At 68.5% G+C, this 21,850-nt stretch carries 20 protein-coding genes and 1 pseudogene; 7 read left to right on the top strand and 14 right to left on the bottom strand.

The genetic code is table 11. The annotated features are described in order from the left end of the window. Positions 1–147: 147 nt before the first annotated feature. The 4 genes from secY to G6N61_RS13185 are packed head-to-tail and all read left to right on the top strand — an operon-like array spanning position 148 to position 3,341. On the top strand, positions 148–1,473 hold the full coding sequence (secY, locus tag G6N61_RS13200; protein ID WP_163918935.1) for a preprotein translocase subunit SecY: 1,326 nt from the start codon (positions 148–150) through the stop codon (positions 1,471–1,473). Then, on the top strand, positions 1,470–2,015 hold the full coding sequence (locus tag G6N61_RS13195) for an adenylate kinase (protein ID WP_163918934.1): 546 nt from the start codon (positions 1,470–1,472) through the stop codon (positions 2,013–2,015). The genes secY and G6N61_RS13195 overlap by 4 nt, the downstream gene beginning before the upstream one ends. 2 nt (positions 2,016–2,017) lie before the next feature. After that, positions 2,018–2,821, top strand: a complete 804-nt coding sequence (gene map / locus G6N61_RS13190) for a type I methionyl aminopeptidase (protein WP_163918933.1) — start codon at positions 2,018–2,020, stop codon at positions 2,819–2,821. A 10-nt stretch (positions 2,822–2,831) separates the two neighbouring features. Further along, the gene (locus G6N61_RS13185) at positions 2,832–3,341 is read left to right on the top strand and encodes a MarR family transcriptional regulator (RefSeq protein ID WP_163918932.1); all 510 of its coding nucleotides are present in this window, start codon (positions 2,832–2,834) and stop codon (positions 3,339–3,341) included. Here the strand turns inward: G6N61_RS13185 and G6N61_RS13180 are convergent. Next, on the bottom strand, positions 3,338–4,315 hold the full coding sequence (locus G6N61_RS13180; RefSeq protein WP_163918931.1) for an NmrA/HSCARG family protein: 978 nt from the start codon (positions 4,313–4,315) through the stop codon (positions 3,338–3,340). The two genes, G6N61_RS13185 and G6N61_RS13180, sit on opposite strands and share 4 nt — an antisense overlap. 99 nt (positions 4,316–4,414) lie before the next feature. Here G6N61_RS13180 and G6N61_RS13175 point away from each other — a divergent pair, with 99 nt between their 5' ends. Then, positions 4,415–4,906, top strand: coding sequence for a MarR family winged helix-turn-helix transcriptional regulator (locus tag G6N61_RS13175; protein WP_163918930.1), 492 nt, complete (start codon positions 4,415–4,417; stop codon positions 4,904–4,906). Positions 4,907–4,922: 16 nt separating this feature from the next. Here the strand turns inward: G6N61_RS13175 and G6N61_RS13170 are convergent, their stop codons facing one another. Together G6N61_RS13170 and G6N61_RS13165 are read right to left on the bottom strand one after the other, a co-directional pair. Beyond that, on the bottom strand, positions 4,923–6,179 hold the full coding sequence (locus tag G6N61_RS13170; protein ID WP_163918929.1) for a GAF domain-containing sensor histidine kinase: 1,257 nt from the start codon (positions 6,177–6,179) through the stop codon (positions 4,923–4,925). Further along, positions 6,176–6,853, bottom strand: coding sequence for a response regulator (locus tag G6N61_RS13165; RefSeq protein WP_163918928.1), 678 nt, complete (start codon positions 6,851–6,853; stop codon positions 6,176–6,178). Before G6N61_RS13165 ends, G6N61_RS13170 begins: the two co-directional genes overlap by 4 nt. Before the next feature lie 128 nt (positions 6,854–6,981). Here G6N61_RS13165 and G6N61_RS13160 point away from each other — a divergent pair, with 128 nt between their 5' ends. Continuing rightward, positions 6,982–7,758, top strand: coding sequence for an HAD hydrolase-like protein (locus G6N61_RS13160; protein ID WP_163918927.1), 777 nt, complete (start codon positions 6,982–6,984; stop codon positions 7,756–7,758). On the opposite strand, the pseudogene mmsB reads toward G6N61_RS13160, so the two are convergent. From mmsB to G6N61_RS13110, 10 genes and pseudogenes are all read right to left on the bottom strand, one after another. Next, positions 7,755–8,642 (bottom strand): annotated as a pseudogene (gene mmsB / locus G6N61_RS13155) (3-hydroxyisobutyrate dehydrogenase); the annotation flags it as partial. The gene G6N61_RS13160 and the pseudogene mmsB sit on opposite strands and share 4 nt — an antisense overlap. Positions 8,643–8,644: 2 nt before the next feature. Further along, positions 8,645–9,808 (bottom strand): acyl-CoA dehydrogenase family protein, encoded by a 1,164-nt coding sequence (locus G6N61_RS13150; protein ID WP_163918925.1) that lies wholly within the window; start codon positions 9,806–9,808, stop codon positions 8,645–8,647. A 12-nt stretch (positions 9,809–9,820) separates the two neighbouring features. After that, on the bottom strand, positions 9,821–11,341 hold the full coding sequence (locus G6N61_RS13145; protein ID WP_163918924.1) for a CoA-acylating methylmalonate-semialdehyde dehydrogenase: 1,521 nt from the start codon (positions 11,339–11,341) through the stop codon (positions 9,821–9,823). A 118-nt stretch (positions 11,342–11,459) separates the two neighbouring features. After that, positions 11,460–12,071 (bottom strand): dTDP-4-dehydrorhamnose 3,5-epimerase, encoded by a 612-nt coding sequence (gene rfbC / locus G6N61_RS13140; protein WP_163918923.1) that lies wholly within the window; start codon positions 12,069–12,071, stop codon positions 11,460–11,462. Beyond that, positions 12,068–13,063 carry a dTDP-glucose 4,6-dehydratase gene (gene rfbB, locus G6N61_RS13135; protein ID WP_163918922.1) on the bottom strand — a complete coding sequence of 332 codons (996 nt, stop codon included), beginning with the start codon at positions 13,061–13,063 and terminating at the stop codon, positions 12,068–12,070. Before rfbB ends, rfbC begins: the two co-directional genes overlap by 4 nt. 27 nt (positions 13,064–13,090) lie before the next feature. Further along, on the bottom strand, positions 13,091–14,554 hold the full coding sequence (locus G6N61_RS13130) for a sugar transferase (protein ID WP_163918921.1): 1,464 nt from the start codon (positions 14,552–14,554) through the stop codon (positions 13,091–13,093). A 159-nt stretch (positions 14,555–14,713) separates the two neighbouring features. Then, the gene (locus tag G6N61_RS13125) at positions 14,714–15,568 is read right to left on the bottom strand and encodes an LLM class F420-dependent oxidoreductase (protein ID WP_163918920.1); all 855 of its coding nucleotides are present in this window, start codon (positions 15,566–15,568) and stop codon (positions 14,714–14,716) included. Between the two features lie 30 nt (positions 15,569–15,598). After that, the gene (locus tag G6N61_RS13120) at positions 15,599–16,477 is read right to left on the bottom strand and encodes an LLM class F420-dependent oxidoreductase (protein WP_163918919.1); all 879 of its coding nucleotides are present in this window, start codon (positions 16,475–16,477) and stop codon (positions 15,599–15,601) included. Positions 16,478–16,535: 58 nt separating this feature from the next. Beyond that, complete coding sequence (locus tag G6N61_RS13115) at positions 16,536–18,029, bottom strand: ATP-binding protein (RefSeq protein ID WP_163918918.1); 1,494 nt, start codon at positions 18,027–18,029, stop codon at positions 16,536–16,538. Between the two features lie 26 nt (positions 18,030–18,055). After that, positions 18,056–19,759, bottom strand: a complete 1,704-nt coding sequence (locus tag G6N61_RS13110; RefSeq protein WP_163918917.1) for a response regulator — start codon at positions 19,757–19,759, stop codon at positions 18,056–18,058. 99 nt (positions 19,760–19,858) lie between these two features. On the opposite strand from G6N61_RS13110, the gene G6N61_RS13105 reads away from it, so the two are divergent. Then, the gene (locus tag G6N61_RS13105) at positions 19,859–20,329 is read left to right on the top strand and encodes an SRPBCC family protein (protein WP_163918916.1); all 471 of its coding nucleotides are present in this window, start codon (positions 19,859–19,861) and stop codon (positions 20,327–20,329) included. A gap of 7 nt (positions 20,330–20,336) precedes the next feature. Here G6N61_RS13105 and G6N61_RS13100 read toward each other — a convergent pair whose 3' ends face one another. After that, on the bottom strand, positions 20,337–21,848 hold the full coding sequence (locus G6N61_RS13100; RefSeq protein WP_235887522.1) for a flotillin family protein: 1,512 nt from the start codon (positions 21,846–21,848) through the stop codon (positions 20,337–20,339). Positions 21,849–21,850 lie beyond the last annotated feature (2 nt).

Raw genomic sequence — 21,850 nt, 5'->3', positions numbered from 1 at the left:
GGGCAACTGTTACTCTCGTAGACTGTTTGACACGCGACTTCGCAGGCTGTGTGCCTGCGGCAGGATCGCGCCGGACGTAACCCATACGCTGGTCGTACCAGCCCCATTTGCACGCCGCGGCTCGGACTCGGCTGCGCAGGAGGAAGAGTGCTCTCGGCTTTCATCTCGTCGCTGCGGACGGCCGATCTCAGACGCAAGATCCTCTTTACTCTGGGCATCGTCATCCTCTACCGGGCGGGCGCATCGCTGCCGTCGCCAGGCGTGAACTACCCCAACGTCCAGAAGTGCATCGAGCAGGTCAGCGGTGGTGACTCCGCACAGATCTACTCGTTGATCAACCTGTTCTCCGGCGGGGCGCTGCTGCAGCTGTCGGTGTTCGCGGTGGGCGTCATGCCCTACATCACCGCGAGCATCATCGTGCAGCTGCTGACGGTGGTCATTCCGCGCTTCGAACAGTTGCGCAAGGAAGGCCAATCCGGCCAGGCCAAGATGACGCAGTACACCCGCTACCTCGCGGTGGCGCTGGCGCTGCTGCAGGGCACGTCGATCGTGGCGCTGGCCGCCAACGGCGGACTGCTGCAGGGCTGCACGCTCGACATCATCCAGGACTCGGACATCTTCACGCTGGTCGTGATCGTGCTGGTCCTGACCGCGGGCGCATCGCTGGTGATGTGGATGGGCGAGCTGGTCACCGAGCGCGGCATCGGCAACGGCATGTCGCTGCTGATCTTCGCCGGCATCGCCGCACGCATCCCGGCAGAGGGCCAGACCATCCTCGAGGGCCGCGGTGGCGTGGTCTTCGCCCTGGTCTGCCTCGCCGCACTGCTGATCATCATCGCCGTCGTGTTCGTCGAGCAGGGTCAGCGCCGCATCCCGGTGCAGTACGCCAAGCGCATGGTGGGCCGCAAGATGTACGGCGGCACGTCGACGTACCTGCCGCTGAAGGTCAATCAGGCAGGCGTCATCCCGGTCATCTTCGCCTCGTCGCTGATCTACGTGCCCCAGCTGATCACCCAGCTGATCAGCAGCGGCAGCGCCGAGGCCGGCACCGGGTGGTGGGACAAGTTCGTCGCGAACTACCTGACCAACCCCGCCAGCCCCGTGTACATCGCGATCTACTTCGGCCTGATCGTGTTCTTCACCTACTTCTACGTGTCGATCACGTTCAACCCCGACGAACGCGCCGACGAGATGAAGAAGTTCGGCGGCTTCATCCCAGGCATCCGGCCCGGCAGACCAACGGCTGACTATCTGCGCTACGTCCTGAGCCGCATCACGCTCCCTGGCTCGATCTACCTCGGCGTGGTGGCCGTGCTGCCGAACCTCTTCCTCGAGATGGGCAACTCGGGATCGGTGCAAAACCTGCCGTTCGGTGGTACTGCGGTGCTCATCATGGTCGGCGTCGGTCTGGACACCGTGAAGCAGATCGAGAGCCAGTTGATGCAGCGCAACTACGAAGGGTTCCTCAAGTGAGAATCGTTTTGCTGGGGCCGCCCGGCGCGGGCAAGGGGACGCAGGCCGAGAAGCTCGCCGAGAAGCTCGCGATCCCGCACATCTCGACGGGGGACCTGTTCCGCCACAACATCACGAACGAGACCGAACTGGGCATCGAGGCCAAGAAGTACCTCGACGCCGGTGACCTGGTCCCGGCCACGCTCACCAACGCGCTGGTCGACGACCGGCTCGACGACTCGGACGCCGCCGAGGGCTTCATCCTCGACGGCTACCCGCGCTCGGTGGAGCAGGCCGAGGCGCTGAGCGAGATGCTGGCCAAGCGCGACCTGAAGCTCGACGCCGTCGTGGAGTTCCGGGTGTCCGAGGACGAACTCCTGAGCCGCCTGAAGAGCCGCGGTCGCGCCGACGACACCGAGGACGTCATCCTCAACCGGATGAAGGTCTACCGCGACGAGACGGCGCCGCTGCTCGACTACTACTCCGACGAACTCAAGACCGTGGACGCCGTCGGCAGCCTCGACGAGGTGTTCGCCCGAGCGCTGCGCGCGCTCGGCAAGTAGGCGTGATCGGCCTGCCCGGGCTGCGGGGACGCAAGGTCGTCCCGCAGCGCACCAATGGAGAACTCGACGCCATGGCTGCGGCCGGCGCGTTGGTCGCCGCAGCGCTGAAGGCGGTCCGCACCGCCGCCGCGCCGGGCATGTCGACGCTGGAACTCGACCGCGTCGCCGAGAGCGTGATCCGCGACGGCGGCGGAATCCCGTCCTTCCTCGGCTACCACGGCTTCCCCGGGAGCATCTGCTCGTCGGTCAACGACCGGGTCGTCCACGGCATCCCGTCCGACGACGACGTCATCGCCGAGGGTGACCTCGTCTCCATCGACTGCGGCGCGATCCTCGACGGCTGGCACGGTGACGCCGCCTTCACCTTCGGGATCGGCCAACTGATCCCCGCCGACGAGGCACTGTCCGAGGCCACCAGGGCCTCCATGGAGGCGGGCATCGCGGCGATGGTGCCCGGCAACCGGCTGACCGACGTCTCGCACGCCATCGAGACCGGCACGCACGCCGCCGAGGATAAGCACGGCCGCAAGTACGGCATCGTGTCCGGCTACGGCGGTCACGGCATCGGACGCGAGATGCACATGGACCCGTTCCTGCCCAACGAGGGTGCGCCGGGTCGCGGCCCCCACCTGGCCCCGGGCTCGGTGCTCGCCATCGAGCCGATGCTGACCCTGGGCACCACCCGGACCAGGGTCCTCGACGACGACTGGACGGTCGTCACGACCGACGGCTCGCGTGCTGCCCATTGGGAACACACCGTGGCCGTCACCGAAGACGGCCCGCGCATCCTCACGCTCGAGGCGTAGCCGAACAGCCGTGCCCACCGAGAATCAGGCCGGCAAACCGGATCCGATCGCGCTGGCCCGGGTCAATTGGGAGAGCGCGGGCTGGGGTGACGTGGCCGATGGCATGGTGGCGGTCACCTCGGTCATGCGGGCCCACCAGATCCTGCTGGCCCGCGTGGAGAACGCGTTGCGGCCCTACGACCTGAGCTTCTCCCGCTTCGAACTGCTGCGGCTGCTGGCCTTCAGCAGGACGGGCGCACTCCCGATCACCAAGGCGTCGGACCGGCTGCAGGTGCACGTCACCAGCGTCACGCACGCCATCCGGCGACTCGAGGCCGACGGGCTGGTGGAGCGCACCCCGCACCCGACCGACGGTCGTACCACTCTGGTGCGGTTGACCGACCTCGGCCGATCGACGGTCGAGGACGCGACGGTCACCCTCAACAAGGAAGTGTTCGCCGACATCGGCATCACCGACGACGCATCGCGGACGCTGGCCGCGGCCATCGAGTCGCTGCGCCACCATGCGGGCGACTTCTAGCCCAGCCGCGTCGCGATCTCGGCGGCGTGCTGGGACAGCCAGTCGCGGAAGGACAGTAGCTCCGGGTTGAGATCGCGCACCGCGTCGAGATCCCGGTCGCCGACGAACCGGGCGGAGTTCTCCGCGTAGTACTGGAACATGTTGCCCATCTCGATCGCGCCCGGGAAACCCTGCGCGCGGAAGTCGTCCCAGCCGACCGGGAGATAGGCGACCGGCTCGCCGAGGGCGTCGCTCAACGCGGCTGCGTACTGATTCCCTGTGAGGTGATCTCCTGCGATGCTCACCGTCTTCCCGACGAGGTCCCGGCCGCGCTTGAAGACGGCCGCTGCGGTCTTGCCGATGTCGGCGACGGCGATGCCCGACAGCGGTTGGTCGGCCATGGGAAGGGCCAGTACCAGTTCGCCATCGTCGGTCCGTCGGGGCGCCATGGCGCCGGCGAAGCCCTCGAAGAAGAACGTGGTCCGCAGGAGGGTCGTCGGGACCTCGTACTCGACGAAGATGGCGTCGGCCTCGGCCTTGGCGTCGAAGTGCGGGACTTTGTAGCGTCCCTCGACAGTCGGTACGCGGCCGTCGGTGCCGAGGACGTCCCTGGTGTCCTCGAGCGTCGACCAGACGACGTGCTCCACTCCGGCCTGCTTGGCTGCCAGCGCGGCGTGGTCCGCCTGGCTGAGTTCCATCTCGGCGCGGGTCCGTCGGGCTTCCTCCTCCGGTGTGCGTTCTGCCCAGTAGTTGGTGACCACGTAGACGCCGTGCGCGCCGTCGAACGCCGTTCGCAGGCTCGCCCCGTCGTCGAGGTCTGCCGCCACCACCTCGGCGCCCGCGGCAGCCAGCTCACGGGCCGTCTTGGAATCCGTACTGCGGGTCAGGGCTCGGACCGCGAATTCGCGGTCGGGATCGTCGAGGAGCGCGCGCACCAGGCCGCCGCCCTGCGAGCCGGTTGCTCCGAGGACGGCGATGAGCTTCTTGTCGGTCATTGAACTGCCTTTCGTAGACGGTTAGGTTGATGTATCAACCCATGGCTCGACCATAGACCTTTGGGTTGATATGTCAACCCGGTGCGCTAAAGTCGTCGCATGGCCTCCCAGCTGACCGACGACGAACAGGCGGCATGGCGCAGCTTCGTCCAGATGCGGCACCTCCTGGAACGCCACCTCGTCAGACACCTGCAATGCGAGTTCGGGCTCTCGGACTCCGACTTCGAGGTGCTCGTCAACCTCTCCGACGCTCCGGCGGGACGGATGCGCGCCGTCGAACTCGGCCGGGCCACGCAGTGGGAGAAGAGCCGGATGTCGCATCACCTCAGCCGGATGGAGAAGCGCGGCCTGATCAAGCGCGAGGCAGCCGAGGGGTCGGCGGCGCGCTATCCGGACGTCGTCCTCACCGACGCGGGTCGCGCCGCGATCGAATCGTCGGCACCGGCCAACGCCGCGCGGGTCCGTGAACTGTTCGTCGACGTCGTGGGTCCCGACCGACTCGCGGTGCTGCGGGAATTGTCCGACGACGTCGTCGCCGCGATCGAGGCGCACATGCAGCACGACTGCCCGCCGGAAGTCCGAGGCGGGTGACGCCGGCCCGGCCGGCTCAGCTCGGCGAGGGCAGCGGAATGGTCGCGGTCACCGTCGTGCCCGACCCGGGGCCGGAGCGGATGTTGAGCCTGCCGCCGACGATGTCCGCGCGCTCGGCCATCGAGAGCAACCCGTAGCCACCCATCTCGTCACCGCCGAGCGGGTTCTCGAACCGGTCGAAACCCACTCCGTTGTCCACGATCTCCAGGCGCGCGACGTCGCCGCTGTCACCGGGCTCGACCGCGAACGTCAACCGCGCGTTGGATGCCCGAGAGTGCTTGACGACGTTCTGCAGGCATTCCTGGGCGATGCGGTAGAGGGCCAGTTCCACGTGATCGGGCAGCCGGGTGTCGGCGAGGTCGACGTCGACGGCGACCTGGGGGATGGAACGGGCCAGGCTCGCCAGACCGCCCGCCAGGCCCAGGTCGTCGAGCACCGGGGGTCGCAGTCCACCGATCGCTGCGCGGGCCTCGCCGAGGGTCAGCGCGACGAGTTCGCGGGCCAGTGCGAGTTGTTCTGCGGCAGTTGACAAGTCGTCCCGGCCGCCTCCGATCGCACGGCTGGCGGCGTCGAGCCGGTAGGACAGCGTGACCAGGCGCTGACTGATGCCGTCGTGGATGTCACCGGCCAACCTGCGCCGCTCCATCTCCTGGGCCTCGATGACCTGCTCGACGAAGTTCTCATGTGCCCGTTCGCGGGCCACCAGCTGCCGGTGCAGCCGCGCCTGATGCATGGCGCCTGCGATCAGCCTGCCGATGACGGTCAGCAGTTCCACGTCGCGGTCCTCGAAGTCCCGCTGCGCCACGGTGTGCACGTTGAGCACACCCACCAGCCCGCCGGGATCGGTCTCCATCGGCACCGACACCATGGACGTGAAGTCCGAACCGCGTAGCGACTCGAACGGCCGGTACCGCGGGTCGGACTCCTTGTCCGCGATGATCACCACCGGTTCACGGTGGCTGGCCACCCATCCGGAAACGCCCTGCCCCAAGGGAAGTCGGATCTTGCCGACCTGGCTGTCGAACGGCGGCGTGGCGCCGGTGAGGGTCAGCGAGCGCTCGGTGTCGTCGAGCACGTGGACGAAGCAGACGTCGGTCGCGGTGGCGGCGGTGATCATCCGCGCTGCGGCGGCGGCAAGCGGTTCGACGCCGGGGCCGCTGGATGCGGCCCTGATCAACTCGCGCAGCAGGGCCAGCTCACGGTCGGCGGTGAGGACGTTTCTCGGCGTCCGGCTGGCAGGCGCGAAGCGGCCAGGGGCGTCAGGGCCGGTCACCGGTAGATGCCCTCGCGCAGCGCGGTGGCGACGGCGTTCGTGCGGTCGCTGACTCCGAGCTTGCGGTAGATCGATCGCAGGTGCGTCTTGACCGTCTCGTCGCCGATGACCAATTTGGTGGCGATGCCCTTGTTCGAGAGCCCGTTGACGACGTAGGACAGGATCTCGCTCTCCCGCTGGGTGAGACCCTGTCGCGCGCCCGGCCAGAACTCGTCGCGCTGCAGGCGCGCCGCGGTGTCGACGGCCCGCGCGGCCATGCCGGGGTCGATGGCCGTCTCACCCCGTCGCACCAGCTCGAGCTGGCGCACCAACTCGTCGCTGCTGATGCTCTTCAGCAGGTAGCCCGACGCGCCGACCCGCAGCGCCTGGAAGAGGTACTGCTCGTCGTCGTACACCGACAGCATGACGACCTTGCGACCGGGATTGCGACCGCGCAGATCTGCGCACAGGTCCAGCCCGCTCGCGCCCTGCATGCGGACGTCGCAGAGCACGATCTCCGGATCCAGGTCGTCGACGACCTGCAGTGCCCGCTCCGCGCCGATGGCCTGACCGACCACGTCGACGCGGTCGCCGAACGTGGCCAGCATTGCCTTGAGGCCCTCGATCACCATCTCGTGGTCGTCGACCAGCATGAGCCGGACCGGGGAATGGGCGTGGCTCCCCTCGGGCGGCATGGCCCTCACCTTAGGTCCGAAGGCGTCGTGGCCGGTCCAAGACGGCGCAGCCGCTCTCACCGAGTTAGCCACCCGAATCCCCCGGATGGGGGAGGCCGCCGAGTGTGACGTGGGACACGCTGATGCCCATGTCGGTTCATTGTGAGAAGCGGGCGTTCTGGTGGGACTCGGGACGACCCGCGGATGCTGCGGTCGAGGCGTTGCAGGCAGTGATCTTCGACCTGGACGGAGCGCTCGCCGACATCGAGCGCGACGGCCAGCGGGCGGCGTTCAACGTCGCGTTCGCCGAGCATGGCCTGGACGTGCACTGGACGGTCGAGGAGTACGGGCGGCTGGTGCGCATCGGCGACGAACGGCGGCGTATTGCCGCAGCGCTGCGCAGGCGCGGCTTCGGCCGGGTCAGCTCGGAGATCGCCGCACACGTGCACCGGACCAAGACCGACGTATTCGAGCAGTTGGTCCTCGGCGGTGACGTGACACCCCGCGCGGGACTCGAAGACCTGGTGAACAGTCTGTTCTTCGCGGGTGTGCCGGTGGCCGTGGTCAGTCGGGGCGAGCGCGCCTGGGTCGGCCCGCTGGTGCGGCAGCTCATCGGCGACGGCATCGCCGAGACCATCGTGACGCCCGACGACCTGCGCACCCCGGTGCCGGAGCCCGACCTGCACGGCCAGGCCCTTTGGGAACTGGGCCTCGGGCCGGAGAGTGCGCTCGCGGTGGTGGGCACCGGCCGCGGCTTCCGCGCAGCGCGGGCGGCGAAGGTGCCGACGCTGGTGGTCGCGACGGGGTACGCGGTGGGCGGCGACTTCGCCGACGCCGTCGAGGTCCGCACCAGCTATGACGGCCTGCTCGCCGCGGGCTGCGAGCACCTGCACCGGCGGTGGCAGCACCGGTCGGGTGGTCGCTAACCCTTGCGGAGCATCTCGATGACTGCGCTGAAGTCCTTGTCGGCGTTGTCCTGGGTGAATTCGGCATAGATCCGCGCGGCGTGGCTGCCGAGCGGCGCCGCCGCACCGGTCGAGTCGACCGCGGCCATCGCCAGGCCCAGGTCCTTGTGCATCAGCGCGGTGGCGAAGCCGGGCTTGAAGTCATTGTTGGCAGGCGACGTCGGCACCGGCCCCGGAACCGGGCAGTTGGTGTGCACCGACCAGCAGTTGCCCGTCGCGCCCGTGATGACGTCGAACAGGGACTGAGCGGACAGGCCAAGCTTCTCGGCCAGGACGAACGCCTCGCCGATCGCGATCTGCTGCACCGCCAGCACCATGTTGTTGCACAGCTTGGCCGCCTGCCCGGCACCGGACGCACCGCAGTGAATCACCTTGCCTGCCATGGGATCGAGGATGGGACGTGCGGCCGCGACGGCTTCTTCGGAGCCGCCAACCATGAACGCCAGCGTGCCCGCGGTGGCGCCCTTGATGCCACCCGAGACCGGCGCGTCGATCTGCTCGAAACCGGCCGCCGTCGCGTCGGCGTTGATCTTGCGGGCGTCGTCGACCGAGATGGTGGACGTGTCGACGAACAACGCACCGGCCTTCGCGGCGGGTAGCACCTCGGCGTAGCACCGCTTGACGATGTCACCGTTGGGCAGCGACGTGATCACCACGTCGGCATCGGCGACCGCTTCGGCGCCACTGTCGAAGGTGTTGGCGCCCTTGGCTTCTGCCGCCTCCCGTGATGCGGCGACGGGATCGAAGCCCCGCACGGCGTGCCCGGCCGCGACCAGGTTGCCGGCCATCGGGCCGCCCATGTTGCCCAGCCCCAGGAATGCGATCGTCGCCATACTTGAACTCCCGTCTACGTCGCGCGGATGCGAGCAGCCTCGGACCGCCCGATGACCACGCGCATGATTTCGTTGGTGCCCTCGAGGATCCGGTGCACGCGCAGGTCGCGCACGATCTTCTCCACGCCGTACTCATTGAGGTAGCCGTACCCGCCGTGCAGCTGTAGCGCCTGGTCGGCCACGGTGAAGCAGGAGTCGGTGACGTAGCGCTTGGCCATCGCGCACAGCGTCACCTTGTCGGGGTGGCCGTCGTCGAGCGCGGAGGCTGCTCTCCACAACAGGCTGCGCGACGCCTCCAACGCGGTCGCCATGTCGGCGAGGGCGAAGCGGATCGTCGGCTCGTCGAGCAGCGACCCGCCGAAGGCCACGCGGTCGCGGACGTAGGCAGCGGCCTTATCGTAGGCGGCCTGGGCCCCACCCAGTGAGCAGGCGGCGATGTTGATGCGGCCACCGTTGAGACCGTTCATCGCGATGCCGAACCCGGCGCCCTCGCCGTCGGAGCCGCCCAGCATGGCGTCGGCCGGGACCCGCGCTCCCTCGAACACCACCTGGGCGGTGGGCTGTGCGTTCCAGCCCATCTTGTACTCATCGGCGCCGAAACTCAGTCCCGGCGTGTCCTTCTCGACGACGAACGCCGAGATGCCGCGCGGCCCGTCACCGCCGGTGCGTGCCATCACGACGTACACGTCCGATGCGCCCGCGCCCGAGATGAACTGCTTGACCCCGTCGAGGACGTAGGAGTCACCGTCGCGAACCGCCCTGGTACGCAGCGCGCCTGCGTCGGAACCCGCGCCGGGCTCGGTGAGGCAGTAGCTCGCGATGAGCTCCATCGACGCCAGCCGCGGGACCAGGCTCTTGCGCTGCTCGGCCGTGCCGTGGGTGTCCACCATCCACGTGCACATGTTGTGGATCGACAGGAACGCCGCGACCGTCGGGTCGGCGTAGGACAGTGCCTCGAAGATGCGCACCCCGTCGAGGCGTCGCAGTCCACTGCCGCCGACGTCGTCGTTGCAGTAGATCGCCGCCATGCCCAGCTCGGCCGCCTCGCGCAGCACGTCGGTCGGAAAGTGCTTGGTGGCATCCCATTCCAGGGCATGCGGTGCGAGGCGCTTCTCGGCGAACGCGGCCGCCGTCTCGGCGATCACGCGTTCGTCGTCGTCGAGGCCGTGTAGGTCCATGAAGGGCGCGGCCTACTTCATCGTGGGGATGGAGAACTCGGCCCCATCCTTGATGCCCGACGGCCAGCGCGAGGTGACGGTCTTGGTCTTGGTGTAGAACAGCACCGAGTGCGGCCCGTGCTGGTTGAGGTCGCCGAAGCCGGACCGCTTCCAGCCGCCGAAGGTGTGGTAGGACACCGGAACTGGGATGGGGACGTTGACGCCGACCATGCCGACCTGAACCTTGGCCACGAAGTCGCGGGCGGCGTCGCCGTCGCGGGTGAAGATCGCCACGCCGTTGCCGTACTCGTGCTTGGACGGCAGTGCGAGGGCCTCGTCGTAGTCGTGGGCGCGCACGATGCAGAGCACGGGTCCGAAGATCTCGTCGGTGTAGATGCTCATGTCCGAGGTGACGTGGTCGAACAGGGTGGGGCCGATGAAGTAGCCGCCCTCGAGGCTCTGGTCGTCGAAGGTCAGCTCGTCACTGGCTCGCTCGCGGCCGTCGACCACGAGTTCGGCGCCTGCCTCGACACCCTGGCCGATGTAGTCCTTCACGCGCTCCAGCGCGGCACCGGTGACCAGTGGCCCGTAGTCGGCCTTCGGGTCGAGGCTGTGACCGACCCGCAGGTTGTTGATCCGCTCGACGAGGCGCGCCCGCAGGCGGTCGGCCGTCTCCTCGCCGACCGGAACGGCGACGCTGATGGCCATGCAACGCTCGCCGGCGCTGCCGTAGCCGGCGCCGATGAGGGCGTCGACGGCCTGATCGAGGTCGGCGTCGGGCATCACGATCATGTGGTTCTTCGCGCCGCCGAAGCACTGCGAACGCTTTCCGTTCGCCGCGGCGGTGGAGTAGATGTACTGCGCGATGTCGGAGCTGCCGACGAACCCGACGGCCTGGATGTCGGGGTGGGCCAGGATGGCGTCGACGGCCTCCTTGTCGCCCTGGACCACCTGGAAGACGCCCGCGGGCAGGCCGGCTTCGAGGAACAGCTCGGCCAGCCGCACCGGTACCGAGGGGTCGCGCTCGGAGGGCTTGAGGATGAACGCGTTGCCGCAGGCCAGCGCGGGGCCTGCCTTCCACAACGGAATCATCGCGGGGAAGTTGAACGGGGTGATCCCTGCGACCACGCCGAGCGGCTGGCGCAGCGAGTAGACGTCGATGCCGGTCCCTGCGCCCTCGGTGTACTCGCCCTTGAGCAGGTGCGGGATGCCGATCGCGAACTCGATCACCTCGACGCCGCGCTGGATGTCGCCGAGCGAGTCGGCGACGGTCTTGCCGTGTTCCTTCGACAGCAGCACCGCGAGCTCGTCGGCATTGGCGTTGACCAGTTCGACGAACTTCATCATCACGCGCGCCCGCCGCTGCGGGTTCCACGCCGCCCACTCCCGCTGCGCGGCCACCGCGGAGGTGACCGCGGTGTCGACGTCGGCCGCCGAGGCGAGCAGGACCTGCGCCTGCACCTCGCCGGTGCTCGGGTTGAGGACGTCGGCGGTGCGGGTCGACGCGAGATCGCTGCGCTGGCCGTCGATGAAGTGCTGGATGCGAGTGCTCATGAGGTGCCCCTAGGCCGCCGATGGCGTAGTGCGGATGTGATTACTAGGAAATCCTAGTAATCGGTCGGCGCGGTCGCAAGGGGGTGGAGGAGACCGTCGGTGGGACGCGCGGCGACGGCTACCCGCCGGACGCTCGGCGACGCAATTCGTCGACGAACGCGCGGGTGTCGTCCCACGTCGGGAGGAGGCCGGCGGCCTGGACCTCGGTCAGCGTGGGCGCCGCCGCATCCCGGTCGGACAGCACGAGGTCGGTCACCGGCCAGTCGATGCCGACGGCTGGATCGGTCGCGCGGACGGTGTGTTCACGGCCGGGTGCGTACGGCGCCGAACACAGGTAAGCCACCGTCGATTCGTCCTCCAGCGCCAGGAACCCGTGCGCGAGCCCCTCCGACAGGTACACCGATCTGTGCTCGCGGTCGTCGAGCAGCACCGAGTCCCAGCGGCCGAACGTGGGTGAGCCGACCCGGATGTCGACGACCACGTCGAACACCGAACCGCGCAGGCACGTCACGTACTTCGCCTGACTCGGCGGCAGTTCGGCGAAGTGCAGGCCGCGCAGGACCCCCTTGGCCGAGACCGACGCGTTCGCCTGCGCCAGGTCGAAGCGGTGGCCGGTCATCTCGGTGAAGGTGGCGTCGGTGAACCATTCGAAGAACCGGCCGCGCGAGTCGGGGTGAATGGTCGGCGTGATCTCCCAGGCACCGGGAACGGACAGCTCCCGCACCGTCACTGACCACGCTCCGCATAGTTGGCCTCGACGCCGTCCTTCAGTGGACGCCACCAGGATTCGTTGCTCCGATACCAGTCGATGGTCTCCTCGAGACCCGATTCGAAGTCGGTGTGCTTTGGCGCCCAGTGCAGTTCGTCGTGCAGAAGCGACGGGTCGATGGCGTAGCGCAGATCGTGGCCGACGCGGTCGGTGACGTGGTCGAAGTCGTCGGGATCGCGGCCCATCAGCCGCAGCAGGGTCCGCATCACCGACAGGTTGTCCCGCTCACCGTTCGCTCCGATGAGATACGTCCGTCCGATCGTGCCGCGCTCCAGGATCAGCCACACCGCGCGGTTGTGATCGTCGACGTGAATCCAGTCGCGCACGTTCGCGCCCGTGCCGTACAGCTTCGGTCGTCGGCCGGACAGGACGTTGGTGATCTGACGCGGGATGAACTTCTCCACGTGTTGGTACGGCCCATAGTTGTTGGAGCAGTTGGAGATCGTCGCCCGGACCCCGTAAGACCGCACCCACGCGCGCACCAGCATGTCGGCTGCGGCCTTGGTGGCGGAGTACGGGCTCGACGGGTTGTAGGGCGTGGCCTCGGTGAAGCGTGATCCGTCGTCGAGCGGTAGGTCGCCGTAGACCTCGTCGGTCGACACGTGGTGCAGGCGGACGCCGTGGCGGCGGACGGCCTCCAGCACGGCGAAGGTGCCGATGACGTTGGCGCGCAGGAACGGTTCCGGATCGGCCAGCGCGTTGTCGACGTGCGTCTCGGCGGCGAAGTGCGCGACCGCGTCCGACTCGGACACCAGGGCATTCACCAGTTCGGTGTCGGACACGTCGCCGCGCACCAGCGTGATGTCGTCGGCCACCGGATCCAGCGCCTCGGCACTGCCCGCATAGGTGAGCGCGTCGAGCACCGTCACCGTCGCCTCCGGGTGCTCGCGCACTACCGCGTGCACGAAGTTGGCACCGATGAAGCCTGCACCACCGGTGACGAGCAGTCGCATGAACGAATCCTATCGGCGCCGAGGAGGTCAGTAGGCGCCGCGGCCGGCGAGTACGGCGTTGACGGTAGCGGCCGCGATGGCCAGATCGGCGGCCATCGACCAGTTCTCCACGTACGACAGGTCGAGCCGCACCGAGTCCTCCCACGACAGGTCCGATCGCCCGCTCACCTGCCACAGTCCCGTGATCCCCGGCCGGACCAGGAGACGCCGTCGGACGTCGGCGTCGTACGCGTCGACCTCGCGGGGGAGCGGCGGACGCGGACCGACGACGCTCATCTCGCCGCGCAGTACGTTGAGGAACTGCGGCAGTTCGTCGATGCTGTAGCGCCGCAGGAAGTGGCCGACGCGGGTTACGCGCGGGTCGTCGCGGATCTTGAACAGCAGGCCGTCGGACTCGTTGAGGTGCGTGAGCGTGGCCGTCATCGCATCGGCGTCGGCGACCATGCTGCGGAACTTGATCATGCGAAACGGCTTGCCGTCGAGGCCGATTCGATTCGCGCGGTAGAACACCGGCCCCCGGCTGGTCAGCTTCACGGCCAGTGCGGCGCCGAGAAGCGCAGGCAGCAGCAGGGTGAGGACCAGCAGTGAGAAGCCGACGTCGAAGGCGCGCTTGCCGATCCGCTTGGCCCCGTCGTACTGCGGCTTCTCGACGTGTAGGAGGGGGAGCCCGCCGCCCGCGCGCAAGGTCAGCCGGGGCTCCGCCACGTCCACCATGCCCGGTGACATGACGAGGTCGACGTCGAGGGCCTCCAGCTGCCACGACAGTGAGCGCAGTTCGCTCGCCGTCAGGTCGCCGGACAGGACGACCACGGTGGTGGCTCCTGAGCGGCGCACGGTCTGCGCGAAGTCGCTCTCCACGGGCTCGCCGTCGTCGGTGCCTTCGGCATGCTGGCGCAAGACGCTGGGGGAGCAGGAGCCTATGAGCCGGTAGCCGTGCGTCGGATGCTTGGTCAGCGAGTGGGCGAACTCGTCGACCGCCCGCAGACTGCCAACGGCGAGAACGGGATTGGCGAACCTGCCCCTGCGGTGCTGCGCGCTGACGTACCGACGGGCCACGTGCCGGTTGAGGGTGAGTGCAGTCATGCCGAGCGGCAGTGCGATCGCCAGGTAGCCGCGCGAGAGGTCCAGCTTGAGCAGGCTCGAGATCAGTGCGACCCCCACGAAGGTCGTCATCGTGGCCGTCCAGACGCGCCGGTACTCCTCGGTGCCGACGCCGAGCACACTGCGCGCCCGCGTGCGGAACGCTCCCAGCAGCAGCAACCAGCCCGCCGCGATCCCGCCGGACACCATGCTGAACGCGGGCCCGTCCTCGTTGTACCCGAACCGCAGTAGTTGCGACGCGAACACCGACGCCACGACGACCACCGTGTCGGACACCCTCAACCACGACGCGTAACGGCGTTGCCACACCCGTAGCGGCGTGACTTCGGCAATGTGACGGTCACGTGGCGCGGCCGTCCTCGCCTCGGCTGAGGACACAGTCGTGGACATGTCGTGAAACCCCCCGGCTCACTTGAGAACTACGGGCGCCATCGTGTCACAGAATTGGGGGGCACGACAGTAGCCCAGATCCAGTCCCAGGGACTAGATCTGGCAACCATCGTTTGGTCGCAGCTGGGTTTGCGGAGGCTGGACGGCAGTCGGCCGGGGCTACGACTCCTTGAGCCCCAACGGGCCCGCCAGTTCGGTCAGCGTCGGGATCAGCTTGTCCCAGCCGCCCAGCACCTGGATGGCCACGTGGTCGGCGCCCGAGCCCAGGTGCTCGTCGAGCCGGGCGGCCACCGCCTCGGCCGTGCCGTGCGCGACCACCGCGTCGATCAGCTTGTCGCTTCCCGGCTTGGCGATGTCCTCGTCGGTGAAGCCGAGCCGCTTCCAGTTGTTCAGGTAATTGCTCAGATTCAGGTAGAAGTCCACGGAGCCGCGGCCCACCTCGCGGGCCTCCTCGACGTCGGTGCTCAGCACGACCTTGTGCTCCGGTGCGAGGTAGACGCTGTTGCCGAGGATGTTGCGGGCCTGGCCGGTGTGCTCAGGCGTGGTCAGGTAGGGGTGCGCGCCGGCACTGCGCTGAGCCGAGAGCTTGAGCACCTTCGGGCCCAGGGCGGCGACCACCCGCCGGCTCGTCGGCACCTTGGCGGTGTCGAGCGCGTCGAGATACTCGACCAGCACGTCGTAGGGCTTGCGGTACTCCTCGGTGTGCTCCGGGTGACCGATGCCGACGCCGAGCAGGAACCGGCCCGGGTAGGCCTCCTCCACGCGGTGGTAGGCCTCGGCCACTTCCTCGGCCTTGGCGGTCCACACGTTGACGATGCCGGTCGCGACCTGCAGCGTCTCGGTCGCCTCCAGCAGCGGTTCGACGTAGCTCAGGTCGCCGGCGGGCGAGCCCCCGATCCATACCGCGCCGTAGCCCAGTTCCTCGATCTGTGCGGCCTGCTCGGGCTTGGGTGCGCCGAACGTCCAGACGCCGTAGCGGCCGAGGTTGGGCTTGAGGTCGACGGGCTGTGTCATTCGGGTGGTCCCTTCAATCGATCAGGCAGGTCAGCGCAAGCCGAGTGCGCCGGCCAGCTCGGCCAGCGCCGGTACAAGCTTGTCAGTACCCGTTAGAACCTGAACAGGCACGTGATCTGCACCCGCTTCCAGATGCTGGCGCAGCCGGGCGGTGATCTCCTCGGTGGTGCCGTAGGCGACGACGGAGTCGACCAGCGCGTCGCTTCCCGGCTTGGCCACGTCGGCGTCTGTGAAGCCGAGCCGCTTCCAGTTGTTGAGGTAGTTCGTCAGGCCGAGGTAGACCTCGAGGGCCTTGCGGCCGACCCTGCGGGCCTCGGCGGCGTCGGTTGTCAGGACCACCTTGTGCTCCGGTGCGATGAACGCCTCCGCGCCGAGCAGCTCGCGCGCCTGGGCAGTGTGCTCCGGCGTGGTCAGGTACGGGTGCGCGCCCGCGCTGCGCCGGGCCGAGAGCTTCAGCACCTGGGGCCCGAGCGCCGCGACCACCCTGCGCTCCTTGGGCACGCCGTGCTGGTCCAGTTCGTCTAGGTACTCGGTGAGCGCGTCGTAGGGCTTCGCGAACTCGGTGTGCGCCTCGGGGTGGCCGACGCCGATGCCGAGCAGGAAGCGACCGGGATACGCGGCCTCGAGACGGTGGTAGGACTCCGCGACCGGACCGGCTGCGGCGGTCCAGATGTTGACGATGCCGGTGGCGAGCTTGATGTGATCGGTGACCTCGAGGACGGGGTCGACCCAGTCGAGTTCGGCGGGCGGCGACCCGCCTGCCCAGATGGCGCCGTAGCCGAGCGCCTCGATCTCGCGCAGCTGTTCTGGGGACAGCTGGCGGAACTGCGAGTAGTGGCCGAACACGCCGAACGTGCCGAGATCCGGTTTCGACGAGCGCTCGGGTGCGGTGGCATCTGCGTGGGTCATGTTCGGGTCAACCCAGCCCCTGCCGACGCCTATTCCGATCGACTCGCGCGGATCCGAACTATTCCGTCCCGGCCGCGGCGAGTTCGCCGGGTGTCGGCGTGATCGGCGGGGGTGCCTGCAGCGGCAGCGTGACGATGAAGCGAGTGTCGCCGGGCTTGCTGTGCACCGACATGTTGCCGTGGTGCTTCTCGACGACGATGCGCCACGCCAGGTCCAGGCCGAGCCCGGTGCCCTCGCCGAACGGCTTGGTGGTGAAGAACGGCGTGAAGATGCGATCGATGATGTCCTGGGGGATGCCGGGTCCGTCGTCGCAGATCTCCACGCGGATCATGTCCTCGTTCTCCCGCGCGGTGCGAATGGTCAGCGTGCCGTGCCCGTCCATCGCCTGGAGCGCGTTCTCGATGAGGTTCGTCCACACCTGGTTGAGATCGCCTGGGTAGCAGACCAATTCGGGCAGCGTTTGGTCGGTGTCCTTGACCAGGGTGACCGGCCTGCCCTTGCCCTGGTGGCCGATCTTGTCGCCGAACATCATGATCGTGCTGCGCAGCAGTTCGTGGACGTTGGCGCTCTGGTAGGCGCCGCGGTCCATCTGCGAGTAGTGCTTGGCGTCGGTCAGCAACGCCGAGATGCGCTTGCTGGCCTCGGCGATCTCGTTCATCCGCAGCTCGGTGTCGATGGTGTACTTCAGCCAGCCCAGTGCGCCCTGCAGCGATGCGGTCGCGTCGACCTCGTCGACCGAGGCGAGGATGCGCTCCAGCCAATCGGTGTCGAGGCCGGCGTCGACGAAGGTGGGGGCGTAGTCCCACGCGCCGATGATGTCGTGCTCTTCGAGCCAGTCGCCGATCGCATCCTCGCGGTCGGACGCCTCGAGTGCGGACAGCTCGACGGACTTGGACTTCGCGACCTGTTCGGCCACTTCCTCCTGGATGCTCACCAGGACGCTCAGCGCCTCGGGGGTGAACTTGCCGTTGGCGAGCATCGCGAGCTTGTGGCGCATCTTGCCGACCGTCTCGCGCAGGTCCGAGGTCGCCCGCGCGGTGGCCGCGGCGGGGTTGTTCAGCTGGTGGGTGAGCCCGGCGGTGATGGTGCCCAGCGCCAACAGCTTCTCGCGCTGGCCGATGATCTGGCTCTGCCTGCGCCCGCCCACCATGTGACCTTCGAGCAGGTGCACGGCCATCGGGAACTCCGAACGCATGAAGGCCGCGAATGCCTCGGCGTCGAGCACGAAGAACCGGGACGGCTTGGTCAGCCGCACCGACGCCTGATAGGTGTGCTCCTCGCCCGGTACGTAGGCCGACCAGGCCCCGCAGTAGACACCGCGCTGCGAGGTGCGGCCGGTCTGGATGTCGACCCCGCCGGACCGCTTGGTCATGACGAGTTCACCCTCGAGCATGACGTAGAAGCACGTCGCGGGTTCACCCTCCGTGCACAGCGGGCCCTCGGGGAACCTCTCGATGCTGCCTGCCTGGCACAGCACGTCGAGCTGCTCGTCGCTCAGCTTCTCGAAGAGGAACAGCGTGCGGAGTTCGTCGCGGACGCAATGCTCGCCCATGTGTTGGTCCTTTCAGGCCTGAGTGATCAGGCTTCTGCGAGATACCGGTGCACCAGCATCACGGCCATCGATCCTTCGCCGACGGCGGCTGCCACCCGCTTGGCCGACTCGGACCGCACGTCTCCGGCGACGAAGACTCCGGGCACACTCGTCTCCAAGTGATGCGGCGGGCGGTCCAGGGTCCAACCGACCACGTTCTGTAGATCGGGCCCCGACAGGATGAAGCCGTGATCGTCGCGGGCTATTCCCGCCTCCTCCAGCCACTCCGTGCGCGGCGTCGCGCCGATGAAGCAACACATGCGGTCGCAGCGCACCGTCTCGCGCTGCCCGGTCTGCTTGTCGAGCAGCACGATCTCGGAGAGATGGCCGTCGGTGGCACCCGTATCGACGACCTGGGTGCAGGTCCGGATCTTGATGTTCGGGGTCTTGGTGACCCGGTCGACCAGATACTGCGACATGCCGGCCTCGAGTGACGGGCCGCGGATCACCATGGTCACCGACTTCGCCGTCTCCGACATGTACATCGCGGCCTGGCCCGCCGAGTTGGCGCCGCCGACGATGTAGACGTCCTCGCCCGCGCACTCGCTGTTGTCCGACACCGATGCGCCGTAGTAGACGCCGCGGCCGATGTAGTTGTTGGCGGGGTTGTCCGGATCCTCCCAGCAGCCCGCGATCTCCAGCTGGCGGTAGTCGACCCCGGTGGCGAGGATGATGGCGCGGGCGCCGACGGTGTCCTCCTCGTTGAGCCGGATCGAGTGCGCCGCGCCGACGCCATTGATCTCGAGCTTCCCGGCTTCCTGAGTGGTGATGACCTCGGCGCCGAAGCGTTCGGCCTGCCGGCGCGCCGACGTCGTCAACTCCGCTCCGGAGACACCGGTCGGAAACCCGAGGTAGTTCTCGATCTTCGAGCTGCGCCCGGCCTGCCCGCCGGTGGTGGCCTTCTCGATCAGCACGGTCTTGAGCCCCTCGGACGCGCCGTACACGGCGGCGGCGAGGCCTGCCGGGCCGCCGCCGATGACCGCGAGGTCGTACATCTCGAGCTGCGGGCTGGTCGACAGGCCCAGCAGTTCGGCGAGTTCGACGTCGGTGGGCTCGACGAGGCAGTCGCCCTTCTCGGTGATGACGACGGGCAGCCGGCTGCCGTCGAGGCCCGCGGCGTCGAGCAGCTGCTTGCCCTTGGGGTCGTCGGCGTTGACCGATCGGAAGGAGTACTCGTTGCGCGCCAGGAACTGCCGGACCTGCCACGACCGCTCGCTGTAGCGGTGGCCGATGACCTTCGTGTACGGCATGCCGCGGTCGCCGACGGCCCGCCACTCCTCGAGCAGCCCGTCGATCACCGGGTAGAGCTTCTCCTCCGGCGGGTCCCACGGCTTGAGGAGGTAGTGATCGAGGTCGACGACGTTGATCGCGTCGATCGCGGCGTGCGTGTCGGCGTAGGCGGTGAGCAACACCCGCTTGGCGTACGGGAAGACGTCCATGGCCTTCTCGAGGAACTCGATGCCGCTCATGTGGGGCATGCGGTAGTCGGCGACGAAGACCGCGACGGTCTCGCCGCGCAGCTTCAGTTCCTTCAATGTGTCCAGCGCGTCTGCGCCGGACTCGGCGCGCACGATGCGGTAGCGCTCGCCGTAGTGCCGGCGCAGGTCGCGTGCGACCGCTCGGGAAACGGCCGGATCGTCATCAACGGTGAGGATCGCAGGCCGTCGTTGCGGGTGTTCGGGTCCACTCATCACCGATCATTATGCGCTGGTGGTCCAGCGGATATCGGGTCAGCGGCACGGTTCGGCCCACGGCGAACACGCACGCTCGGAATGCCTAGGCTCGCTGGGATGACGATTCTCGAGTTCTCCGACTCCGTTCTGATCGAACGCACGCCCGACGAGGTCTACGCGCTGGTGTCCGACGTCACCCGAATGGGCGACTGGAGCCCCATCTGCAAGGCCTGCTGGTGGGACGATCCGGCCGCGGGTGCGCAGCCCGGCGCGTGGTTCACGGGGCGCAACGAGCTGCCCGAACGGACCTGGGAGACCCGCAGTCAGGTGGTCGTCGCCGAGCCGGCGCGCGAGTTCGCGTGGGAGGTCAACGAGGGGTGGGTCCGCTGGGGCTTCCGGCTGGAGCCGACGGGGGAGACCGGCACGCGGCTGACCCAGGACTGGAGATTCCTGCCCAAGGGCATTGCCGGGTTCGGCGAGAAGTTCGGCGAGCGTGCCGAGGCCGAGATCGCCCAGCGCAGCGACCAGGCGACCAGCGGCATCCCCGTGACCCTGGCGGCGATCAAGGCGTCCGCCGAGGGAAACTGAGCGGGGCTCAGGCCTGCGGGTCCACCACGTTTCGGGCGGTCGGGCCCCAGGTCACCGACGACTGCTCGTCGCCGGCGTGGCCGTCACCGTGCCCATCGCCACGGTGCCCGTTGCGGCTCTCGAGCAGCGCGGCCAGGTCGATGCCCGAGGACTTGAGCGCCTCGACGATCTTCGCCACCGCCAGGGGACTGACCCCGAGCAGGCCGCCGACGGCGTCTTGGGCGTCACCCGCGCCACCGATGATCGACAGGCGTTCGATCTCGGCGAGCGGCATGGCGGCGGCCTCGGTCGCCTTCACGACCGTCGCCAGCACGTCGGGCAGCGTCAGCAGGCGCGCCGCGTCCGGGCTGTAGCTGTTGAGTGCCACCGCGATCTCCTTCTTGCCCGCGGCCTCGGCGACCAGCCGCGCCTTGATGCCGTCGGCCTCGGCCTGCCGCTCGACGCGCAGTGCGTCGGCGGCGGCCTTGCGTGCATCGGCCTCGGCCTGACCGGCCTGCCGTGCCGCCTCCGCCTTGGCCTCCGCGGCGAGGATCGATGCCTGGCGCTGACCCTCGGCGCGGGCGATGTCGGCTTGGCGCTGCGCTTCGGCAGGCGCGATGACGTCGGCTTGCAGGGCGGCGGTGGCCTGTTCGCTACGGCGCTGCTCGACCTCGATGCGGGCCTGCACCCGGGCGGCCTCGGCCTGTTCGGTCGCGATGCCGACGTCCTTCTGCGCCCGGGCGTTCGCGAGTGGCCCGGCCTGATCGGCCTGGGCGTTCTCGGCTTCGGTCTGCGCGCGCAGCCGGGCGAGTTCGACGTCGCGGCGCTGGTTGGCCGTCGCGATCGCGGTGTCCGCCTCGGCCTGGGCGACGGACCCCTCCTGGCGCGCCTTGGCGGACTGGATCTGCGCGTCGCGCTCGGCTTCGGCCGTGCCGACGGCGGCGTCGCGCTTGACCTCCGCGATGCGTCGCTGGCCGAGCGACTTCAGGTAGTCGTTGGCGTCGGAGATGCCCGCGATCTTCAGCACGTCGACCTCCATGCCGATGCGCGACAGGTCACCGCCTGCCTCCTCGACGACGCTGCGGGCCAGGGTGTCGCGGTTGGAGTTGAGGTCCTCGACGGTCATCGTCGCGGTGATGCCGCGCAGCGAGCCGGCGAGGATCTCGTTGATCTGGCGCTGCAGCTCGTTGAGATCCGAGGTGAGGAAGCGTTGCACCGCGGTCTGGACGGCCTCGTCGGCCGAACCGATGCGGACGAGGCCCACGGCCTCGACGTTGACGGGCACGCCGTTGTTCGACAGTGCGTTCTGCAGGTTGATGCTGACGTTGAACGGTTCGAGGCTCATGATGTCGACCCGCTCGATGCCGGGCATCCGGAACCGGGCGCCGCCGCGGACCACCTTCGGGGTGCCGCGGCCGGTGAAGACGGCCACCTCGTTGGGTGGCACCTTGATGTAGTTCTTGACGTAGATCAGGGGGAGCGCGACGAACAGCAGCAGGGCTGCCACTACCGCGACGATCACGATCATCAACGTGGACATGG

Source organism: Mycolicibacterium arabiense, from assembly GCF_010731815.2.
Taxonomy (GTDB): Bacteria; Actinomycetota; Actinomycetes; order Mycobacteriales; family Mycobacteriaceae; genus Mycobacterium; species Mycobacterium arabiense.
This window is presented reverse-complemented; position numbering and strand designations above follow the sequence as displayed.